The organism is Paenibacillus massiliensis subsp. panacisoli DSM 21345 (genome assembly GCF_000426545.1).
GTDB classification, from domain to species: Bacteria; Bacillota; Bacilli; order Paenibacillales; family Paenibacillaceae; genus Paenibacillus; species Paenibacillus panacisoli.
The window spans coordinates 47,081-66,334 of the sequence record NZ_AUFO01000016.1 but is presented as its reverse complement, the minus strand read 5'-3'; the positions used below and the strand labels follow the sequence as shown (position 1 = coordinate 66,334).

The window sequence follows — 19,254 nt, the reverse complement described above, 5'->3', positions numbered from 1 at the left end:
TTAATGCGCCATTTCCCAGGTATACGTGTCCATGCCTTCATAGCGAACATGATACAGCAGATCACCATAAGGATTCATGTCCACCACATAGGGTGCGCTACCGTCCGTAGGAACCAGCACATCGACTCCCGCTGTCGTGGAATGTGGAAACGCCGCAAGAGCTTGCTCGGCTGTTGCCGCCACCTTCTGCAGGATAGGATTGGCTAGCCCTGCCTCCTCAGGCCGAAGACGTTCGTTGCGTAGGTGAAGATTGGTAATCGGCGTTCGACTTGCACGTAGCACGGCATGGCAGGCCTTGCCCCGGTGTACAAGCTGCCGGACATCGAAGGCTTTCCCATGAACGGAAGCTTTGGGAATCCAGCGCTCCACATGTACACCCTCGTGACATAGCCAGTCCAACAGTCGCCCGATGCTTGCTGCGTCGGTATACTTGTGTAGGCGGCCAGAGTTGTAGAATACGAGTTCACCTCTGCTTTGCTCCATGCCGATCGTCGTCTGAGCTATTTCTTTCCCTGTCACCGGATGAAATTGATAGGCAATCACACCCGAAGCAGCAGAGCCACAGAACAGCTTGATGAATGCGCGATGCATACCAGCTTTCTGCAAGCTCTCTCTCAGCTCCTCGCCGCTTCCTGGAATCACAACATCCGCACGATAAGTCTGCGCAGAAGAGCTTAGTAAGTGCCCATGCAGCGATTGAGGGACTCTCACCCCTGCTGAAGACAGACGGGCACTGGTGCAGCGCTTGTCGAACATGACTGGAATGTCCACAGGATCATTGATCCAGTGATGCTCAGGCCATAATAGCAGCATTTCCGAGCGAAGCCATGCCAGCAATCGGCAGTAGCCTTTGAACCACTGCGCAGGATACCAAATACGCCCTGGATGCGGCTGCAATGATCTGGCCTGCTCTGCCGAGAGCATTCTTCCTGTAGCCAGAATGCCCTTCATGGGTAGCAGGCTATCGTCGCCTATGTTCTCTTCGGCGCCTAGAGCGATAAGCTCCATTTCTACACCAAAATGATCACCTGGGGCATCAAGACGCAGGACTGGGCCTCTGGTGCTGGCAGAATGATTAGCATGCACCGCCATCAACTCAGGCATCTCCGACAGGTGTCGACCCCTACGCTTCCATTCCAGCAGTTCAAGGTAGGTCAGCACTATGGGTGGTTGCAGTCCGAGACTGGCTCTGGCTTGTTGAATACCGAGTATGCGCTTATTGCCTGAATTACCGATGACAATGTAAGGCACATTCTTCATCCAGGCGATGTTGTCCGCATGAGAGCTGTCTGCATAGATGTTAAGCATCCCCTCGTCTATCTGCCCACATGTCGCGCGATTCATGATGATCCCACCTTTGCTACGTTCATCAGCTACATTCACTAATGTCTATCGCACATCCTATTCGGTCAATGCCGGATAACGCCAATCATCCTCATCAGACTCTTGCTGTTCACTTATATCTACAGACAGTCCAGTTTGTTTCCATTTGAGCAGCATCTCATCCGACATGTAATGGTAGCTTAGATTCAGATGCTTGAGCTTACGCACACCCTCGCTTGCCAGCAGAGCCTCAGCTCCTTGATCCGACAGCGTGCCCATGGAGAGGTCAAGCACCTCCAATTGACTCAGCACCGGGGACTGTGCAGCAGCGATTGCAATGTCGTCCTGTAGCTCACTATCCTTGAGCCCAAGATAAGTCAGCTTCGGAAATGGATTCTGGTTCAGAAATGGTACGATATCCTCCATTTGTCCATCAAAGCCATAGTCTTCAACCCCAAGATACAGCTCCAGCTTCCGCAGCTCCGGTAGAGAGGCTGCATGGATTTGATGAAGGACTCTTTTTGGAAGTCCACCACAAATAATGACGAGCTCCTGTAAATGCTCATGATTCAGCGGGTCAAGCTCCAGATCTGTGCTTCCCTTAACCGTGAACGACTCCAGTAGGGGAAAAGCCTGCAGCAGCGGCCCCAGATTCGATTGATTGATCCAGGAAACCTCACATTCCTCGTAGCCCATGTCTCCAATAAACAGCTTCTTTAATTGCGAGAACTGTTCCTTTTGTGCAATCAGCTCTTCCACAAAATCCTCCGGGCCCTGCTCATAGGCTCCCCCCCAGTCACCGATGATCAGTGAGGTCACCTCTGTGCTCTCCGGCTTCCCCGCCAGTTCACGAACCAGGTCCACCATTACTGCTCCACCTTCATAGGCTTCATAATCCAAGGATAACTTGATTTCCATCGTGAATCCCTCCATTTATCATATGAAAAAGGCCTCTCTTAGTGTAAATGACCGACCTGCTTCTCGTCAAAATTTGACAATTCATACTAGATAGATTGAACTGAAGATGTTAAGAGCTCGGGTCCGCGCAACTATGATGAACGTTTGAGACCTCCAGCCGCTTTCATGCTCATTTAGCTCGCTCTACAACCTTGCCGCAATTAGTACTTGAAATTTGCAGAACAAAAAAGCGGTGCTACCGACTATCGGTAACACCGCTAATATACAGCAACAGTTATTATAACAACTGCATATTACAGATTATTGGGACACACGAATTGGAGTATGGTCCTCCAGCAAAGCCAGCTTATTGGTAATAACGGACTCTCCCTTTCCAATTCCGCCAGTTAACAGTGTCTGCGAACCGGCTGTTTGCCCGATCTTGACCTCTTTACGTACAGCTGCCCCTTCTTCGGCAACATACACATAATCATGCTCATCTACGTGCTGTACAGCTGAGCTAGGAACCAGAATCCCGGACTCGGCATCATGATCTGCGAAGCTGACGGCTGCCAGCATCCCTTCCTTGAAGCTCATATCAGCATTATCCACTTCAATCTTCACCGGGTAGCCTTTTCCATTCTGGCTAAGCGGGCTGATCGTCTTGACCGTCCCTGAGGTTACGTAATCAAAAGCGGTAGCTCGTACCTGAACGCGGTCGCCTGGCTTGATCTGATTGATGTCCTCAGATGGCACATAGATCAAGGTATTGACCTTGCTCAGATTCGTCACCACTAATGCCGCTGCCTGAGGAGATACCATCTCTCCCGTTTCCATATTTCGGGCCCCTACTACACCGTTAATTGGCGAGGTAATGACGCTGTCCTTCAGGGCATTTTGTGCAATATCCTTGTTAATTTGCGCCTGCTTCAACGATTCCTGGCTCGCAGTAATAGCTGCCGTACTGCGTGATACCTCAAGCTGATGCTCAGCATTTCCGTATCCGCTGGAGGCATTGCTAAGTGAGCTATTGGCATTCGCATAGGCTTGACGGGCTGTCTCCAGCGCCTTCTGGGCCGCGATGTGCTGCTGCTCGGCATTCGCTAGTGCATTTTCGGCATTGCTATGTGCCGTTTCGGCAGCAGTCAAGCTTGTCTGAGCCTGCTCCAACTGGGACTTTGTGGCCGCACCCTCTTCAAATAAGGCCTTGATTCGACTAAGATTCCGCTGCGAGTCCTCCAAAGCCTGCTGAGTCTGCTTAACTGCATTTTTTGCCGTGGTCACTCCATTGGTACTCTGCTTAACGGCGGACTCGGCTTGTGTGACGGCATTGCTGGCCTGGCTGAGCCCATTACGGGATTGAATAACACCGCTCTTGGACTGTACTACCCCGGACTGTGCTTGGGCCATGCTGGATTCATGCGAGACGGTCGCCGTCTCTACACCCGCTGCTGCTGCGGTAGCTGCTGCCTCAGCTTTAGCCACATTATTGCGTAGATCCTGATCCTCCAGCGTGAAGAGCACTTGTCCCTTCTTGACCTCGGACCCTACATCGACTTGAAGAGCCGCCACACGACCGGATATTTTCGGTACGATGTTTACCGTTTCGGCAGGTGTAATCGTGCCCGTATATTGGCTTCCGTGACCAAGGATGCCCTCTTGCGACTGGTACACCTTCACAGGCACAACCATTTCCCCTGCTGCTGGCGTACTTGTTGCGCAGCCCGACAGGAGGGCAGTTGTTACTATTAGGACAGGTAGTGCCCGCTGCATTTGCATTTTTATCATAGCTATTCCCTTCTTTACTGATGATCATAATCTGTTGTACGACAGACAGACCTAGTACTTCATAGCCCTTCATCTGAATGCCGTTTTGTGTAACGCGTTGCTTAGAATCCGTAATGAACATCCGTACTTACAAAGCCGGAATTAAATCCATCATTATAATGAGTGCTTATAAAGCCTGCTCACGCTGCTTACGCTGACCGATGAACAGTAGAATAAGCGGTATTGCGCAAAATAACGGAACCGATGAGATCAAGAACGTATCCGCAATGCCTCGTGATGCAGCATCCAACTGAATCAGCTTGGAGACCGTAGATGTCCAGCCACTGCCCAGCATACTCTGAAAAGTGTGAGCCGCATCTGCAGTAATCGACTCGGATACATGCTGTGCATGCACTGCCGATCGGCTCTGCATTATGGATGTAAAGACCGCAATTGCCATCGAAGCCGATACCGTACGCACCAAGTTAGAGGCCGTGGAGGCGTTGGCTACCTTGCTTGGATGAACAGCGTTCATCCCTACTGTCGATAGAGGCATCATACAAATGCCGATTCCGATGCCGCGTAGCGCCATGACGGTCTCTAGCCATGCATGGGATGTATCTGGTGTAAGCAGATGCAAGTGATAGGTCATAAAGCTTGTGAGTGTCAGCCCCACCAGTCCGAGCGGCACGATGCCGTATTTATCGAATAGACGTCCAGCAATCGGCATCATGACAGCCATCGCCACCGCTTGGGGAATGAGTATAATACCTGTCTCAATCGGTGAGACACCCTGAATATTTTGCAAGAACAACGGAGTCAGGAAGGTCCCGCCATACATCCCCATCATGACCAAGCTGGAGGCCACTACGCTAATGCTGTATTTAAAATTTTTGAACAAGGAAATCTCAATCACAGCGTTCTCCTTGCCACTCTCCACATAAATCAGGAAAATCAAGGACCAGACAGCTATGAATAACAGACCTACGATCTTGAAAGAAGTCCAGCCATCGCTTTGTCCATTCGATAGAGCATAGAGCAGTGTCCCTGCACAGGTCGCAGCAAGTACAAAGCCTGGCAGATCAAAGGCCCTTGGCGTCCCCTTCTCTGGCTCCTTGATCAGAAAGACCACTAGCAGAATCGCCAATACCGTTACAGGCAGGCACACGATGAACAGGAATCTCCAGTTGACCCATTCGATCAAATAACCACTGAGCGTCGGGCCTACGGCAGGAGCAGCCATCGCTGCAATCCCCCATATTCCAAGTGCCATACCGATCTGATGTCGTGGAATGATCTTGTAGACAATTGTCATGCTCAGCGGCATGATGACGCCTCCACCCAAACCAGCCAGCACGCGTGCCGCAATCAAGGAGCTGTCGCTCCACGCCAAAGCACAAATAGCCGTTCCGATCGCGAAGATGCTCAGCGCAAGAATGAGAAATTTCTTGTAGCCAATCTTCTGCTCCATGTACCCGGTAATCGGAACGATCACCCCCGAAGCCAGGGTATAACCAGTTATAACCCATTGAATACGGGAGGTCGTTGAGCCCAGATCCGTAGTCAGCTTCGGAATCGCAACATTAATCAAACTGTTGTTCAGGATTGCAACGAACGCCCCTAGTACAATGGCCATAAATGCCAGCCAGCTTTCCTTGTCAGCACCTGGTGGAGAGGTAGTGATTTCAGTATCAGCCACGTTTACCCCTCCTATTTTGTATGGATTTTCACTTCAACGTTCGAGCCAGGAATTAACTTCATACCTTCAGGAACGTTCAATTCAATTTCGATGGGGATTCGCTGTGTAACCTTATTGTAGTTACCACTCGTATTGACGGAAGAGATTAGGGAAAAGACGGAATTCGTAGCCTGGCCAATGGTTCTGACCTTCCCTTGAATCGAACGATTGCCTGCTGCATCCAGCGTAACGTCCACTAGCTGCCCAGCCGCGATGCGACTAATGTCTGTCTCTTCAATGTTCGCTGATACGTACAAACTATTCATGTCCGCCATCGTCACTACAGCCTGCCCTGGTGTTCCCATTTCATGCTCCTTGGCATGCACCTTGATGACGGTGCCACTGATCGGGGCATGGAGAACGGACTTGTTAATCATGCTGGAATCCAGTCCACTAACGTCCTGCTCTGCCACAGGCTCATCCTTGAGCAGCTCGTCGCCTTCCTCCACATCAATATGTGTAATTTCCGCTGAGATCAAGGGCATAACCTTATAGGCATCCGCCTGAATTCGAGCATCCTCGCTCTTCACAAAATGCGAGCCTTGATACCAGTAATAGAATCCGATTGTTCCGCCGCTGAGAATCAATAAAATGACTAACACCGGCAATATTGTCTTCTTGCTCACTGCCTTTCCACTCCAGTTCTATATTTATTATGAAAATGTAACATTAACAATTTGAAACATTTTACATTTTTACCTAATCAACATGTCCCTCATCCCCTTATTGCTCTACATCATGTGCGATCTCCTGTTGCTATGACTGTCCCTTACAGCTAGTCACGAAGCACCATATTACAATTTTAACATATGAAACTAATGATATATTATATAAGTATTCTTCAAATAATCAATAACAAAATTGGCTCAATACCAAAATATTCTGTATGAATCACAACAAAAAACGGTTGCTCAGGACCGGCGAAATGCCGCAAAGCCTGAAGCAACCGTTATATGTACTTTCACAATAAACATGTTTGATAAGCTCAAATACCTACTCAGCTCAGCAGTCTACCTGGCCCTTCCCCTGCCGACTCCACGCGATTCAAATAGCTCATTCGCCGGGACACACACGATGCGCACTGGCATTCGCGGCTGCTCCGCTGGACATCCTTTAAGGAATCTCGCAGCAAAGCCACATAATCCATAGCCTGACTTAAGGACTGGCGATGTGTAAAGAAGGTCAATCTGCGATTCTCCAGCAAGCAAAAGACTTCAATGCTGGAAGGAAGCCGACCAAAGGCATAGTGACAAAAGATAGTCACCAGATGGCGGTAAGCCTCAACGACCGCTTCATGGTAGCTGACCAAATATTTCTGTACCAGCATCGGCTGACCTTGATCAGCCTGCTGCCACATAGCTTGAATAATAACCGACAGCTCGATGGCCAAGTCTGGGATTGGTGTACGGAATTGCTCGTATAATAGGACGGGTACGCCCAGGTCCTGATTCGAGGTCCCTACTTTGTAGATTCCCGCAGTGATTTGGTGCTTCATCTCCCAATAATGCGTTACGGATTCGAAGCCATCCGGCCGCTTAGGCCACCATTTCTCCAGCATATATTGCAGCGGAATTTCATTCCTGACCTCAGGGCGCAGGTGATAGTACTCACTAAGAGCGTGACCAACCGCGTATTGAACATGATGCTCCCAGTCCCAGCTCTGTCTGCGATTGGGTTTCTGCTCCGCCTTCTGAAGCCGATAAGGGCAACGCCACAAATGCTCGATCTGATAGTCCATCAGCAGCGGAAGGGAGACCGATTCCTGATCAGCATTCTTCATCCAGCTTCACTCCCTTCTTGGCATACATCATACTGGTTCTTTACTATGTTGTACGTACTGACGTCCAAAGGAGCGGCAGGTCTCCTTCTCATCATCCCTTGGATTAAATTCAAGCTTCAGACTCTCCTGCACCACAGTAGCTCCGCGTTCCTTGATCTTATTTTCGAGCAAATCTACAGCTCCACAGAATTCCGCATAAGATGTATCTCCGCTGCCGAACAGTGCAGTGCGCGTACCCGCGAGATCCACTTCATCCAGCTCCTCGAAGAAATCCTCAAATTCATCAGGAAGCTCTCCGTCGCCCCATGTGTACAATCCCATAATGTATCCATCATACTCCAGCAACTGTGAAGCACTGCACTCATGGGATTCCTTCAATACGACTTCATGCCCTTCCTGGCGAATCCCCTCCGCAATCAGCTCGGCAATCTCCTCGGTATTTCCTGTCATGCTTGCGTACACAATGATAAATTTCATCTATATAATCCTCGCTTTCTGGCTCATGATCCATATTCTATATCCATCATATTTGATAATGATTCTCATTGTCAAATATAAAAAATGAAGCATTATTTCTCAAGAAGTAAAAAAGCCCGCCTGTACAAGGCGGACAACATGAAGAACCATATTATTTGCTGTTGAGACTTGGTTCATCATGACTGTATTGGAGTGGAGGCTGGAAGCTAATCATTGAGTCCCCAGCTCCAGCTTTCTTTATTTAAAACGATACTTTACATAATCATTCTGCTCTGCATCACCATTGAAAGTAGCATATACAGAACGTCCTAAATAAAGAGGAACCTCTAACTTATTCATATTTGGCATAGTCCATCCGTCTATTTCTATAAATTTCTCTTCATCTTTGTAAATAGTCTGGATTTCCCCAGTTACAAAATCATGGCTTCCATAGTTTCTTACATCTATTACCTTGCACTCATAAGCAAAATAAGATTCTTTTAATATTGGAACATCCAGCTTCATACCATTATCATATTCGATGTTATACGCAGAGAATTTGTCTACATCTCTCCCACTCCTAGTTCCTACAATCTGAATGAGTTCAGCAAGCTTTGCTGGAACAAAATTAATACCAAAATTACCACTGTTCATAATCAAATCGTATGAATATGCTTCCTTTCGTAACGAAACACCATAAATAAGGGGAGCATAGCCTATCGTTGTGTGGAAACCAGCCGCCATTATATTGTGTTTATCCTCATGTTTAGATGTCACAAGGACCACCATACCAGGGTATGCATGTCCTGAAACATAATCAATCGGTTGTCTCATTTGTAATCCTCCTGTTCTCCTGTTCGATCAATGTATTATTTGGTAACATAGTGAATTGTAAGTTGATGTTTATTGATCATCAATCATCAATGTTCGGATTTTATCGCTTAAACAACAAACAGGAAAAATAGTCGTCTATCTCTTCAGGAGAGGGAGGAGTACACAGAGAATGACACACAAAATTGATCCACGTATTTTGCGGACAAGAAAATTGTTAATGGATGCTTTTATCAAGCTCATTCTAAAAAAGAACTTCAAGGATATTACTATAAAAGATATTACGGATGAAGCAACTGTCAATCGAGCAACTCTTTATTCCCATTTTCATGATAAGTATGATTTATTGGATGTTGTCATTAAAGAAGCTGTAATAGACAGCATTTTTAAAAACCTTGACTATCTCGATAAATTAAATAAGGAAACTTATGTAACGATCTTCCTTGCATTAGCTGATTTTCATACAGAGACGATGGAGAATTCACACTTAAGCCCCCAATGTAGTGGGAGCTATGAAGCATTTAGTACAATGGTTGAACAAAAAATCAAAATTGATCTGGAAAACTTATTTTTTTCTCTACTGCTTAAGCAACAATCTAATCGTGATCCCGAAGGGCTCAGGGTGGGTGCAGTCATATTAAGCAACGGAATTTACGCAGCATCTGTAGATTGGAAAAAGAATGGGTCTTCCTCGGCAGAACAATATATAGAAAAAGCCTTACCCTTCCTAGTGACCGATCCTAGTGACCGAAATTGATCATCTACATCGTTAAGTTCAGTACAAGGATTCTGCTTTCCTTTTCTCCTCCATCGTCAGCAGCGAGCTGCATTCATATACCCACGTCCCGTTGTCAGCAACCTTCAGCCGCATGAGCCCATTTGTCCGCATAACTTCCAGCTGCTGCTCTGCTTCACCCATGTCCAGCTCCGTCTCAAGGGCCACGTCCGCTGCAGTCAGTAGATTGTCATGCTGCTTTGCTAGTCGCAGAATAGTTTTCTGCAAGTCAGCTTGCCGTGCTTGTCGAGCCTTCCTCCATAAGCCATAACCAACTAGTGCGGGCACCAGCCCATTCAGCGTCCAACCAAGTCCTACGGACACCTCGTACTCCAGAGCTGCTATACCATAGATAACAGTGACTAGACAGCCATACGATAGGAGCACAAGTGCAATTTTGTGCATGCTGCTCTGCATCCGTTTGACACCCCCTTCACAGGACATTTATCCGCACATTGAACCTATACCCTACCTTAACCGAATAATGTCAGCTTTAATCAACAATAGTAAGAGATAAGCACTCCGGGTAGCGTGCTTGGTCAAAATTGTTGTACAATAGTGTCCAAATGACTGTTGAAGGAATGATTATACAATGTACGTTGCAGACGGCTGGAAAGACTATGAAGTAATCGATACGGGAGGCGGCGAAAAGCTGGAGCGTTGGGGTGACATCATCCTGCGTCGACCGGACCCGCAAATTATATGGCCCTTGACCTCTGAGACTAGCGAGTGGCAGCAAGTGCATGGTCACTATCACCGTAGCTCCTCCGGCGGCGGCAACTGGGATATGAAGAAGCCCGTTCCTGAACGCTGGACCATTGGCTACAAGCAGCTCAAATTCCACATTAAGCCTACGAGCTTCAAGCATACGGGCCTATTCCCGGAACAAGCAGCTAACTGGAGCTGGATGATGGACAAGATCTCCGCAGCAGGAAGACCTATCTCTGTGCTGAACTTGTTCGCTTATACAGGCGGTGCCACAGTTGCCGCTGCAGCGGCTGGAGCAAGTGTCGTGCATGTAGATGCAGCGAAGGGCATGGTCCAATGGGCAAAAGAAAACGTGCAGCTCTCCGGCCTGTCAGATCGGCCTGTTCGTTTTATTACGGATGACGTATTCAAGTTCGTACAACGCGAGCAACGCAGAGGCAATCGTTATGACGCCATTATTATGGACCCTCCATCCTATGGACGAGGACCAAGCGGGGAGACCTGGAAGCTTGAACAGAGCCTTTATCCGTTCCTGGAGTCGTGTATGGAGATTATCTCGGATGAGCCTCTGTTCCTGTTGATTAACTCCTATACTACCGGAATATCGCCATCCATCCTCCACAATATGCTGAGCATGACCATGAAGCCGAAATACGGAGGTAGCATCAGCACAGGCGAGATCGGCCTGCCCATCAGTCGTTCTGGTCTGAACCTGCCTTGCGGTATTCTGGGCCGCTGGGAGGCATAATCGCCATGATGCATGAATCTGGCCTCAGCTCAGGCATCCCTGTGCTCTATGAGGATAATCATGTTCTTGCCGTGGAGAAGCCAGTCAATGTTCCGACACAGGAGGATGCCAGCGGTGATCCCGATCTGCTCAGCCTGCTGAAGGAAGATCTCAAGATTCGACACCAAAAGCCTGGTAACGTATTTCTCGGCTTGATCCATCGCTTGGATAGACCCGTAGGCGGCACCATGATCTTCGCCAAGACCTCCAAAGCAGCATCCAGACTATCGGAGGCAGTAAGAAGTCGCAGCTTCCATAAGCGCTACCTAGCAGTCGTACATGGCACGCCGGCTCCACAAGCTCGCCTGAAGGATTATCTGCTGAAGGATAGCCGTACGAATACGGTACAGGTCGTTAGACCAAGCCAGCCTGGCGCCAAGGAGGCCTTACTCGATTATCAAACTCTGGGTCATGCTAGTGGGCTGAGCCTTCTTCTAGTAGAGCTACATACTGGCAGACCTCATCAGATTCGAGTTCAGCTAAGCAACATTGGATGTCCACTGTATGGGGATCAGAAATACGGGCAGCAGCTTAACAAGCCCGGACAGCAGCTTGCCCTGTGGTCATTGGAGGCTGGTGCTCCTCACCCTATTACGAAGGAGCCCATGTTATTCCGCTCCATGCCGCCACTTGCTTTCCCCTGGAATGAGTGGCCAGCGCAGTTATACGAGGATCTGTAGTCTTGGCCCTCCCCATCATGCTATGGACCTGCAACCTCGTGGATCAGACAGCGGCAGAACAGCTTTTTCGCTGAGTTGAGTTGACGTAGTTTCTATATGTCTCAACATGCAACAAAAGGTCGAAGACAGATGCTCGGGCAAGGAGCACGTCTTCGACCTTTTATTTGTATGGCCCATAAGATTCGATTTACTGGGAGGTACCCTTTCAACCCTGTTACGCTGTTGTCTTACCACACAGACTTACAAACGGACTTCACAATGCGGACTTACAGTACAGTTTATATTTCAGTCTCATGGTGCATATTTCCCTTGCAATCGAACTCCCAATGATGAAGTTAGGATGATGTCGCCATCCGCGATTTCTTGGCTGTTGCACCTTCCTCTTGTTTACGCGGATTCGTGTTCTTGATAAAGAAAGCCAGAATCAATGACACGGCGGACAGGATAGTCGCCACTAAGAATGCATGGTTAATTCCATAAACTAAGGCTTCATTTTTGATTATAGACATGGCACTCGCATCTGTTGGGGATACCTGTTGTGTCAGAGCAAGCTTCTCACCGTATGAGGTGGATTGAATGGTCATAATCGTGACAAGCACAGCTGTACCAATCGAGCCCGCAATGGTCCGCAACGTATTAGACATAGCTGTACCATGTGCATTTAGTGTATTCGGCAACTGATTGAGACCCGCTGTCTGAATGGGCATCATAATCATGGACATACCGAACATTCGCACGGTGTAATTAATCATCAGCTCTGTGTAGCTCGTGTCCATCGACAGACGTGAGAATTCCAGCGTCGTAATGGTCATAATAAGCAGACCAACAATCGACAACCAGCGTGCTCCTACTTTGTCAAAGATCATGCCCGTCACAGGGGACATAATGCCCATCAGAATGGAGCCTGGGAGCAACAACAGGCCAGATTCCAATGGAGTGAAGCCTCTGACATTTTGTAGGAACAGCGGCAGCAGAATCATCCCAGCATACATAGACATGGTTACAATTACGTTAATGGCTGTCGTCAAGCTGTACATGTTATATTTGAAAATGCGAAATTCCAACATCGGCTCAGACGCCCGCAGTTGGCGGCGAATGAACAGCAGCAAGGAGATGGCCCCAATGATCAGACAGCCATACACCGGTAGACGGTCCCAGCCATCCGAAGCGGAGCTGAAGCCATACAACAAGCCCCCAAATCCAAGTGTGGACAGCACGACAGACAGCTTATCCAGCTTGGGATTCGACAGCTGTGTAACATTTTTCAGGAATAGTGCACCAATAAGTAAGGCAATGACCGACACGGGCAAAATAATCCAGAACAATACGCGCCAATCATAATTTTGTACAATATATCCGGATAGGGTCGGTCCAATCGCTGGAGCAAAGATCATGGCCACACCCACCATTCCCATGGCCTGCCCGCGCTTCTCAATCGGGAAAATATTCAGCAGCACCACGGTCATGAGCGGCATCAAGATGCCCGCACCGCTAGCCTGCACGAGTCGTCCAATTAGAATAACAGCAAAGTTAGGCGCTAAGCCGCACAAGATAGTTCCCAATGTAAATAAGACCATCGACCCGAGAAACAGCTGTCTGGTACTGAATTTGGCCATTAAATAAGCCGTAACCGGAACCAGAACGCCGTTTACCAGCATAAAGCCTGTAATGAGCCATTGTGCCGTAGGGGTGTCTATGGATAAATCACCCATAATCTTAGGTAACGCTACATTAATAAGGGTCTGATTCAACAACGTAACAAATGCCCCAATCAGTAAAGCGATCACGATTGGTGCTTTTTTTATAGTCTTCATCTGGTCATCAACAGCTACATCTGCTTGATTCCCCATGTTAATCCACTCCTTTAGCTGTAAGCTTCGATATAATCTGCTGATGGATATCTAATATGATGTCCCGGTCCTGCACTGGAATATCAAGAATTCCGGAGACACGGTCCATCCACATCTTCTCAATATCATTTCGGATCTGCTCACCCTCGCTAGTAATCCGAAGTGTAAGTGAACGCCGATCATTCGGCAGCCGCTCTCGGCTGATGTATCCAGCCTTCACAAGACGCTCAACCACTCCACTCATCGTGCTGTTGCCCATGTGGGCACGCTCAGCCAGCTCGGTCAGGCTAGTATTCGGGCGCTCCAGCAGTACTGACAAGACCAGAAATTGCACAGGTGTCAGGCTCTTCTGTTCTCCTTGCTCCCAGAATACCTGCATGAAAGCATGGTGAACTCTTCTGAATGATTGAACAATGCGGTACACCTCCTTATTCCTTTCCATGAATCCGTCCTCCTCTAGATTAAACATACAAATAGATTAAACATACAAAATCACAATCATTCGCATGTATATATTTCGCTTGCGTATATTTCATATTAATATATTTCGCATACGAACTAATAAGCACATGTTACACTTCCGATATGTAAATGTCAACACAAACAAAAGGCCACTTCCTTCCATTTCACGTGGAAGAAAATAGCCCTTTGGATATCGAGGTAGCTTTTACAGCTGTCGCATCACAAGCTCTATTTCTTTTTAATCGTCAGCATAACGACAGACATTGGAGGTAGCACCACATCAAGCTGATGTTGCTGGTGGAAGCTATAGTCTGCAAAGGCTACTGGCTTCACTTTGTCCAATTCGGTAAACGTATTATGATCTTGCATAGATGAGCTTGTCAGCACAGTTCCTGTAACATTAATGTCCGATTGTAATCCCCTCAACTCCACATTCACTTTACTAGAGGCATTCGGATTAAGGTGACATAAGCTAATATGAATGTGGCCTTCTGCATCCTCAGAGGAGGATACCGTGAATTCCGGCAGCTTCTCGTCGTTAAGTTCATAATGACTGTGCTCGACCGAGGTTGCCAGCACCTTTCCATCCTGATGGACTTTGAACATCTCAAAGATATGGTATGTCGGTGTCAGCAGCATTTTATTTCCTTCTGTCAGAATCATGGCCTGTAGGACGTTCACCATTTGTGCAATGTTCGTCATATGAATACGCTCATGATGCTGATGGAAAATGTGAAAATGTAGGCCAGCTACGAGTGCATCCCTCAAGGTGTTCTGTTGGTACAAAAAGCCCGGATTGGTGCCTGGCTCTGGCAAAAACCATGTTCCCCATTCATCAACGATCATTCCAATTCGCTTGCTCGGATCGTATTTATCCATAATGGTAGAGTGTCTTGTAATCAGCTCATCCATATGAAGTGCCTTTTTCAGCGTCTCGAACCATGCTGCTTCATCAAAGCCAAGTGCATGCTGCTTCTCTTCCCAAGAGCCTGGAATGGTGTAATTGTGCAAGCTTAGCCCGTCCATAAATGGTGCAGCCTCACGCATAAGCACTTCTGTCCAATGGTAGTCGTCAACGTTGGCACCACCAGCAATTTTGTACAGCACATTGTCGCCATAGTTACGTACATATGTCTGGAATTGACGATACAAATCCGCATAATATTCAGGGCGCATATTGCCGCCACAGCCCCAATTCTCATTACCGACACCAAAATATTTCAGCTTCCAGGGCTGCTCTCTCCCATTTTCTTGGCGCCAGTTCGCCATAGGAGATTCGCCATCGAACGTCATGTATTCTATCCACTCGGACATTTCCTGTACCGTTCCACTGCCGACATTACCGTTAATATAAGGCTCTGCACCGAGCAATTCACATAATCGAAAAAACTCATGTGTGCCAAAATGATTATTCTCGACGACTCCGCCCCAGTGCGTATTGATCATCTTCTTCCGTTGCTCCTTGGGACCAATACCATCCTTCCAATGATATTCATCCGCAAAACAGCCACCCGGCCAGCGAAGCACAGGAATATTTAACTTTTGTAGCGCTTTCAATACATCATTACGAATGCCATCGGTGTTAGGAATGCTTGATTCTTCTCCCACCCATAGTCCCTCGTAAATACATCGCCCTAAATGCTCCGCGAATTGTCCATAAATATGTTTGTTAATCGTACCTTTGACCCAATCTGTATGTACCAGAACAGAATTTCCCATGTAAATCCCTCCTGTTTAGATCATATTTTCAGATTGAGCTAAAATTAACATACGGAACTGCTTTTGTAAATAAAATACTGAAACTTTTTATGTTTATTTAAAACAAATACATCACAAATAAAATAGCTTGAAATTGATATCCTGAGGATGGTTTCCAAACTTTTTACCAAAAATAGTGGCTCCACCAACATAGCTTGCGTCTTCTTTTACTTCAATACGTAACACCCACCGATCACACAAGGTATCAAGATCAGCAACTGACACTTCCGACATTGGATCTCCATCAATGTATGTCCCATGCCCTGTAATTCGAATCGTTTTCAATAATCCATATTGATTAATATTGTGTGGCCACCAACTAGGTGTGTATTTTCCCCTTGTATCCGCAAAATCACCGGGGCTCCTCCATGTCCCAAGCTCCAGCCCATTCAGTGTAAAAGTAATATCCGATGGCCATACATCGTTCGAGAATGGAAATTCAGATGAAAGCTCCAGACTGATCTCGAATTGCTGTAATTTTTCTTCCTTATTCAAAAAATTAGCAATGCTATATTGGACAAAGCCTTGCGTAAACCAAAGAATTTCTGCATCCACTCGCTTGGGGTCCATGAAGAACTTAGGCTCATCGACACGGCCTATGAATTCTTTATCGGTCGCCAAGCCACAAGTTGGCTTGAGATCATAATCTGTGTAATGACCGATCGGTACTGACGTCTCGTAAGATGCAAAGGAATGAAATATCTTCTTGGGGAAATTAATCTCAATGTGATCCACCTTGAGAATTGAAATCTTCTGCAGACCTGATTTACCTGGTATTTTCTCTGTTCTAATGATTCCAGCATCCTCCAGCTTTTGAACATGTTTAGCCACAATAGGACTGCTTAGCTCAAGTTCCTGCGCTAATTCTTTAATATTCATTTTGTTTTTCGACAATAACTGAATGATCTTGATTCGGACTTCACTTGCCAAAGCCTCGTACACAACCAAAGAGGACACATCAATGTCTAATTGCATGCAGTCTCATCCTTTGCGATTTTTATGTAAATTAATTATATGATAAAATCCACTCCCTTCACCTTAACATATTTGTTGTTTTAATTCTATTTCAATACTAAATAAGGATATTAAGTTAACTAATAAGTTAACCAAATAGAAAATTTATCGTGTTAGATTTACAAATATGTTTGACATGATTTCTAACCACAAGTATACTGAACCTCAAACAACCACCTGCTATAATTATCCATTTGCAACACAAATCTGAAGAGGAGGAACAACTCATGAGGAAAAGAACAGGTTTACTACTGACATTCATGTTGTTAACCGTAACTTTGTTAGCTGGTTGTGGGGGAAGTGACAAGAACACCATCACATTCTGGACTCCACTAACGGGTGATGATGGTGCTTACATGGACCAGCTGGTCAAAGATTACAATGCAACTAACCCTGAAATAAAAATAAAACACGTGATCACCGCTGACATGTACACCAAGGTCTCCACCGTTTTAAATTCAGGCAAAGGCGTGCCAGATCTAGCTCTTATTCATGCGGATCGTGTTCCTAGTTTCGTAAAGCAAGGATTGCTCACACCCTTAACCGAAGTGTTGAAAGCGCAACCAGAGCTTAAAGAATCAAATTATCTTCCCCAAGCGTGGTCAGCAGGTACGATTGATGGCACACAATATACGGTCCCCTTGGACATTCATAGTAATGCGATGTACTACAATAAAGATTTACTAAAAGAATACGACGTGGAACATTTTCTGGACGATGATGTTATTACCTTCGATGAAATGCTATCACTGCAAGGAAAATTAAAAGAAGGCGACTACGTCGTTAATGACGCTCTAATCAGTTGGGTACTGTTGGCTCAAATCCAGAATCTCGGCGGCGATGTAGAGCAAGACGGTCAACCTACAGTCGATACACCCGAAATGCGACAAGCCATCGAAGAAATCAAAAAAATAAATGATGCCGGCTTAATGACCCCATTTGGTGAAGATGGATATTTGATGTTCCAATCTGGCAATGTGTTGTTCTCTACGGATGGTACTTGGAGCTCAACCGGACACGCTGCTGTCGAAGGTCTTCATTTTGGCGTAACTAATATTTACTCTTTCTCTCCAGATAAATTTACGAACAGAGCATCCTCTCATCTATTTTCCTTGTTAAAAAATCAAGAACGGGCGCCGGAGAAGGAACAAGGCATCGCTTCATTCCTAGAGTTCGTTCGTGAGAATTCGATTAAATGGGCCGAAGCTGGTCAGATCGTCGCGAGCAAGCAAGTCATTGAAAGTCCCGAATATGACAAATTCATGCAGTCCTTCTTTACCTCAAATGAAGCAGAGACCCATTCTCTTCATATTTACACGTATGAGTACTATCCATATGTCGCCGAGGCGTTAGACACCTATGCGCCTGATCTTATTCGTGGGAACATTACACTGGATGAAGGATTAGAGAAGGCACAGAAATATGTAGAAGACAAGATTGCAGAGACCGTACAACAACCAGCCGAGACAAAATAGTATGTAGCGACAGGACGTACCATGAGTAATAGCCTTACAGAAGGAGAAGCTACCGCCTATGAAAAGGAAACTCAACTGGTCACCTGCATTTTTTGTAGGTCCCCACCTTATTTTGTTTGCTTTGTTTATATTAGTTCCTACGATCTATGGAATTTACGCTTCGTTCACCAAATGGAATTTGATGAGTGATCCTGTATTTGTAGGTTTTGATAATTACAGAACCATTTTATTTGATACCTCATCCACCTTTCATTTTCAATTTTTGAGTGGACTAAAAAACACCTTATTATTCGTACTATTCACCGTCCCACCGCTGATTGTTATCCCGTTACTTGTTGCAGTAGCTTTAGAGCACAAGAAAGTTAAAGCTAAAGGCTTTATTCAAGCGGTGATCTACATTCCCGGATTGGTGTCTATTTCTGCTGCGGCGCTCATCTGGTCTCTGATCTTCAACAAGCAATTAGGCATTGCCAGCAATTTGTTTGGTTCCGATGTAGCTTGGGCTACTCATCAACCATACGCTTGGATGATTATCGTAATCCTCTCAGTCTGGGGAGGCGTAGGCGGAAATATGATTATTTACCGTGCTTCAATTAGTGGTGTTGGTGAAGATCTATACGAATCCGCAGGACTGGACGGAGCTGGCTCTATTCGTAAATTTTTCAGTATTACGGTACCTTCCATTCGTTTTCCGTTGATCTATACCTTTGTGATGACTACAGCGGGAGCATTTAACGTCTTCGCTCAGCCCTTAATGATGACTAAAGGGGGGCCGAATGAGACCACAGCAGTACTTATGATGTTCATTCGGAACTTAGCCTTCGGTAAAGGAGAATCTATTGCTGGAATGGCGTCTGCTATGGCTGTGTTGCTTGGGCTTGTCATATTAATCGTTTCTGCGCTGCAATATTATGTTATGAATCGAAATTCGGATTAACTCACGAGACACGGAA

The 19,254-nt window shown here is 46.4% G+C and carries 18 protein-coding genes; 5 read left to right on the top strand and 13 right to left on the bottom strand.

Going from position 1 to position 19,254, the window contains the following annotated elements; genetic code table 11:
- From K331_RS0113690 to K331_RS0113655, 8 genes are all read right to left on the bottom strand, one after another.
- Positions 1-1,344: an STM4014 family protein gene (locus tag K331_RS0113690; protein ID WP_318842590.1), complete on the bottom strand. Its 1,344-nt coding sequence runs from the start codon at positions 1,342-1,344 to the stop codon at positions 1-3.
- Positions 1,345-1,401: 57 nt separating this feature from the next.
- On the bottom strand, positions 1,402-2,241 hold the full coding sequence (locus tag K331_RS0113685) for an STM4015 family protein (protein WP_028590749.1): 840 nt from the start codon (positions 2,239-2,241) through the stop codon (positions 1,402-1,404).
- 300 nt (positions 2,242-2,541) lie between these two features.
- On the bottom strand, positions 2,542-4,008 hold the full coding sequence (locus K331_RS0113680) for an efflux RND transporter periplasmic adaptor subunit (RefSeq protein ID WP_028590748.1): 1,467 nt from the start codon (positions 4,006-4,008) through the stop codon (positions 2,542-2,544).
- Positions 4,009-4,174: 166 nt separating this feature from the next.
- On the bottom strand, positions 4,175-5,686 hold the full coding sequence (locus K331_RS0113675; RefSeq protein ID WP_028590747.1) for a DHA2 family efflux MFS transporter permease subunit: 1,512 nt from the start codon (positions 5,684-5,686) through the stop codon (positions 4,175-4,177).
- Positions 5,687-5,697: 11 nt separating this feature from the next.
- A complete protein-coding gene (locus tag K331_RS0113670; protein WP_025680138.1) occupies positions 5,698-6,351 on the bottom strand; it encodes an HlyD family secretion protein in 654 nt (217 codons plus the stop codon).
- 371 nt (positions 6,352-6,722) lie between these two features.
- On the bottom strand, positions 6,723-7,505 hold the full coding sequence (locus tag K331_RS0113665; RefSeq protein WP_028590746.1) for a hypothetical protein: 783 nt from the start codon (positions 7,503-7,505) through the stop codon (positions 6,723-6,725).
- Between the two features lie 27 nt (positions 7,506-7,532).
- A complete protein-coding gene (locus tag K331_RS0113660; RefSeq protein WP_018884187.1) occupies positions 7,533-7,982 on the bottom strand; it encodes a flavodoxin in 450 nt (149 codons plus the stop codon).
- A gap of 237 nt (positions 7,983-8,219) precedes the next feature.
- On the bottom strand, positions 8,220-8,795 hold the full coding sequence (locus tag K331_RS0113655; protein WP_028590745.1) for a flavin reductase family protein: 576 nt from the start codon (positions 8,793-8,795) through the stop codon (positions 8,220-8,222).
- A gap of 169 nt (positions 8,796-8,964) precedes the next feature.
- Between K331_RS0113655 and K331_RS0113650 the strand changes: the two genes are divergently transcribed.
- A complete protein-coding gene (locus K331_RS0113650) occupies positions 8,965-9,549 on the top strand; it encodes a TetR/AcrR family transcriptional regulator (RefSeq protein WP_028590744.1) in 585 nt (194 codons plus the stop codon).
- Between the two features lie 18 nt (positions 9,550-9,567).
- On the opposite strand, the gene K331_RS0113645 is transcribed toward K331_RS0113650, so the two are convergent.
- Positions 9,568-9,984, bottom strand: coding sequence for a hypothetical protein (locus K331_RS0113645; RefSeq protein ID WP_028590743.1), 417 nt, complete (start codon positions 9,982-9,984; stop codon positions 9,568-9,570).
- Positions 9,985-10,159: 175 nt separating this feature from the next.
- On the opposite strand from K331_RS0113645, the gene K331_RS0113640 reads away from it, so the two are divergent.
- Both K331_RS0113640 and K331_RS0113635 read left to right on the top strand, forming a co-directional pair.
- Complete coding sequence (locus tag K331_RS0113640; RefSeq protein ID WP_028590742.1) at positions 10,160-11,023, top strand: class I SAM-dependent methyltransferase; 864 nt, start codon at positions 10,160-10,162, stop codon at positions 11,021-11,023.
- Between the two features lie 5 nt (positions 11,024-11,028).
- Positions 11,029-11,742 carry an RluA family pseudouridine synthase gene (locus K331_RS0113635; RefSeq protein WP_404821489.1) on the top strand — a complete coding sequence of 238 codons (714 nt, stop codon included), beginning with the start codon at positions 11,029-11,031 and terminating at the stop codon, positions 11,740-11,742.
- A gap of 335 nt (positions 11,743-12,077) precedes the next feature.
- On the opposite strand, the gene K331_RS0113630 is transcribed toward K331_RS0113635, so the two are convergent.
- The 4 genes from K331_RS0113630 to K331_RS0113615 form a co-directional block, all read right to left on the bottom strand.
- The gene (locus K331_RS0113630; RefSeq protein WP_156897663.1) at positions 12,078-13,592 is read right to left on the bottom strand and encodes a DHA2 family efflux MFS transporter permease subunit; all 1,515 of its coding nucleotides are present in this window, start codon (positions 13,590-13,592) and stop codon (positions 12,078-12,080) included.
- Position 13,593: 1 nt separating this feature from the next.
- Entirely contained in the window at positions 13,594-14,034 is a 441-nt protein-coding gene (locus K331_RS0113625; protein WP_036634889.1) for a MarR family winged helix-turn-helix transcriptional regulator, read from the bottom strand.
- Positions 14,035-14,282: 248 nt separating this feature from the next.
- Positions 14,283-15,773, bottom strand: a complete 1,491-nt coding sequence (locus K331_RS0113620) for an alpha-N-arabinofuranosidase (RefSeq protein WP_028590738.1) — start codon at positions 15,771-15,773, stop codon at positions 14,283-14,285.
- 111 nt (positions 15,774-15,884) lie between these two features.
- Entirely contained in the window at positions 15,885-16,787 is a 903-nt protein-coding gene (locus K331_RS0113615; RefSeq protein ID WP_028590737.1) for an ArsR/SmtB family transcription factor, read from the bottom strand.
- A gap of 266 nt (positions 16,788-17,053) precedes the next feature.
- Between K331_RS0113615 and K331_RS0113610 the strand changes: the two genes are divergently transcribed.
- Positions 17,054-18,301 carry an extracellular solute-binding protein gene (locus K331_RS0113610; protein WP_028590736.1) on the top strand — a complete coding sequence of 416 codons (1,248 nt, stop codon included), beginning with the start codon at positions 17,054-17,056 and terminating at the stop codon, positions 18,299-18,301.
- A gap of 58 nt (positions 18,302-18,359) precedes the next feature.
- Positions 18,360-19,238: a carbohydrate ABC transporter permease gene (locus tag K331_RS0113605; RefSeq protein WP_028590735.1), complete on the top strand. Its 879-nt coding sequence runs from the start codon at positions 18,360-18,362 to the stop codon at positions 19,236-19,238.
- Positions 19,239-19,254: the final 16 nt, after the last annotated feature.

What these genes read in the sequence shown, in the direction of transcription:
- K331_RS0113655 (WP_028590745.1), bottom strand. Translation starts at nt 8,795, where the DNA reads ATGAGACAACCGATTGATTATGTTTCAGGACATGCATACCCTGGTATG.
- K331_RS0113625 (WP_036634889.1), bottom strand. Translation starts at nt 14,034, where the DNA reads ATGGAAAGGAATAAGGAGGTGTACCGCATTGTTCAATCATTCAGAAGA.
- K331_RS0113685 (WP_028590749.1), bottom strand. Translation starts at nt 2,241, where the DNA reads ATGGAAATCAAGTTATCCTTGGATTATGAAGCCTATGAAGGTGGAGCA.
- K331_RS0113645 (WP_028590743.1), bottom strand. Translation starts at nt 9,984, where the DNA reads ATGCAGAGCAGCATGCACAAAATTGCACTTGTGCTCCTATCGTATGGC.
- K331_RS0113680 (WP_028590748.1), bottom strand. Translation starts at nt 4,008, where the DNA reads ATGATAAAAATGCAAATGCAGCGGGCACTACCTGTCCTAATAGTAACA.
- K331_RS0113605 (WP_028590735.1), top strand. Translation starts at nt 18,360, where the DNA reads ATGAAAAGGAAACTCAACTGGTCACCTGCATTTTTTGTAGGTCCCCAC.
- K331_RS0113630 (WP_156897663.1), bottom strand. Translation starts at nt 13,592, where the DNA reads ATGGGGAATCAAGCAGATGTAGCTGTTGATGACCAGATGAAGACTATA.
- K331_RS0113650 (WP_028590744.1), top strand. Translation starts at nt 8,965, where the DNA reads ATGACACACAAAATTGATCCACGTATTTTGCGGACAAGAAAATTGTTA.
- K331_RS0113635 (WP_404821489.1), top strand. Translation starts at nt 11,029, where the DNA reads ATGATGCATGAATCTGGCCTCAGCTCAGGCATCCCTGTGCTCTATGAG.
- K331_RS0113610 (WP_028590736.1), top strand. Translation starts at nt 17,054, where the DNA reads ATGAGGAAAAGAACAGGTTTACTACTGACATTCATGTTGTTAACCGTA.
- K331_RS0113615 (WP_028590737.1), bottom strand. Translation starts at nt 16,787, where the DNA reads ATGCAATTAGACATTGATGTGTCCTCTTTGGTTGTGTACGAGGCTTTG.
- K331_RS0113640 (WP_028590742.1), top strand. Translation starts at nt 10,160, where the DNA reads ATGTACGTTGCAGACGGCTGGAAAGACTATGAAGTAATCGATACGGGA.
- K331_RS0113690 (WP_318842590.1), bottom strand. Translation starts at nt 1,344, where the DNA reads ATGAATCGCGCGACATGTGGGCAGATAGACGAGGGGATGCTTAACATC.
- K331_RS0113620 (WP_028590738.1), bottom strand. Translation starts at nt 15,773, where the DNA reads ATGGGAAATTCTGTTCTGGTACATACAGATTGGGTCAAAGGTACGATT.
- K331_RS0113665 (WP_028590746.1), bottom strand. Translation starts at nt 7,505, where the DNA reads ATGAAGAATGCTGATCAGGAATCGGTCTCCCTTCCGCTGCTGATGGAC.
- K331_RS0113660 (WP_018884187.1), bottom strand. Translation starts at nt 7,982, where the DNA reads ATGAAATTTATCATTGTGTACGCAAGCATGACAGGAAATACCGAGGAG.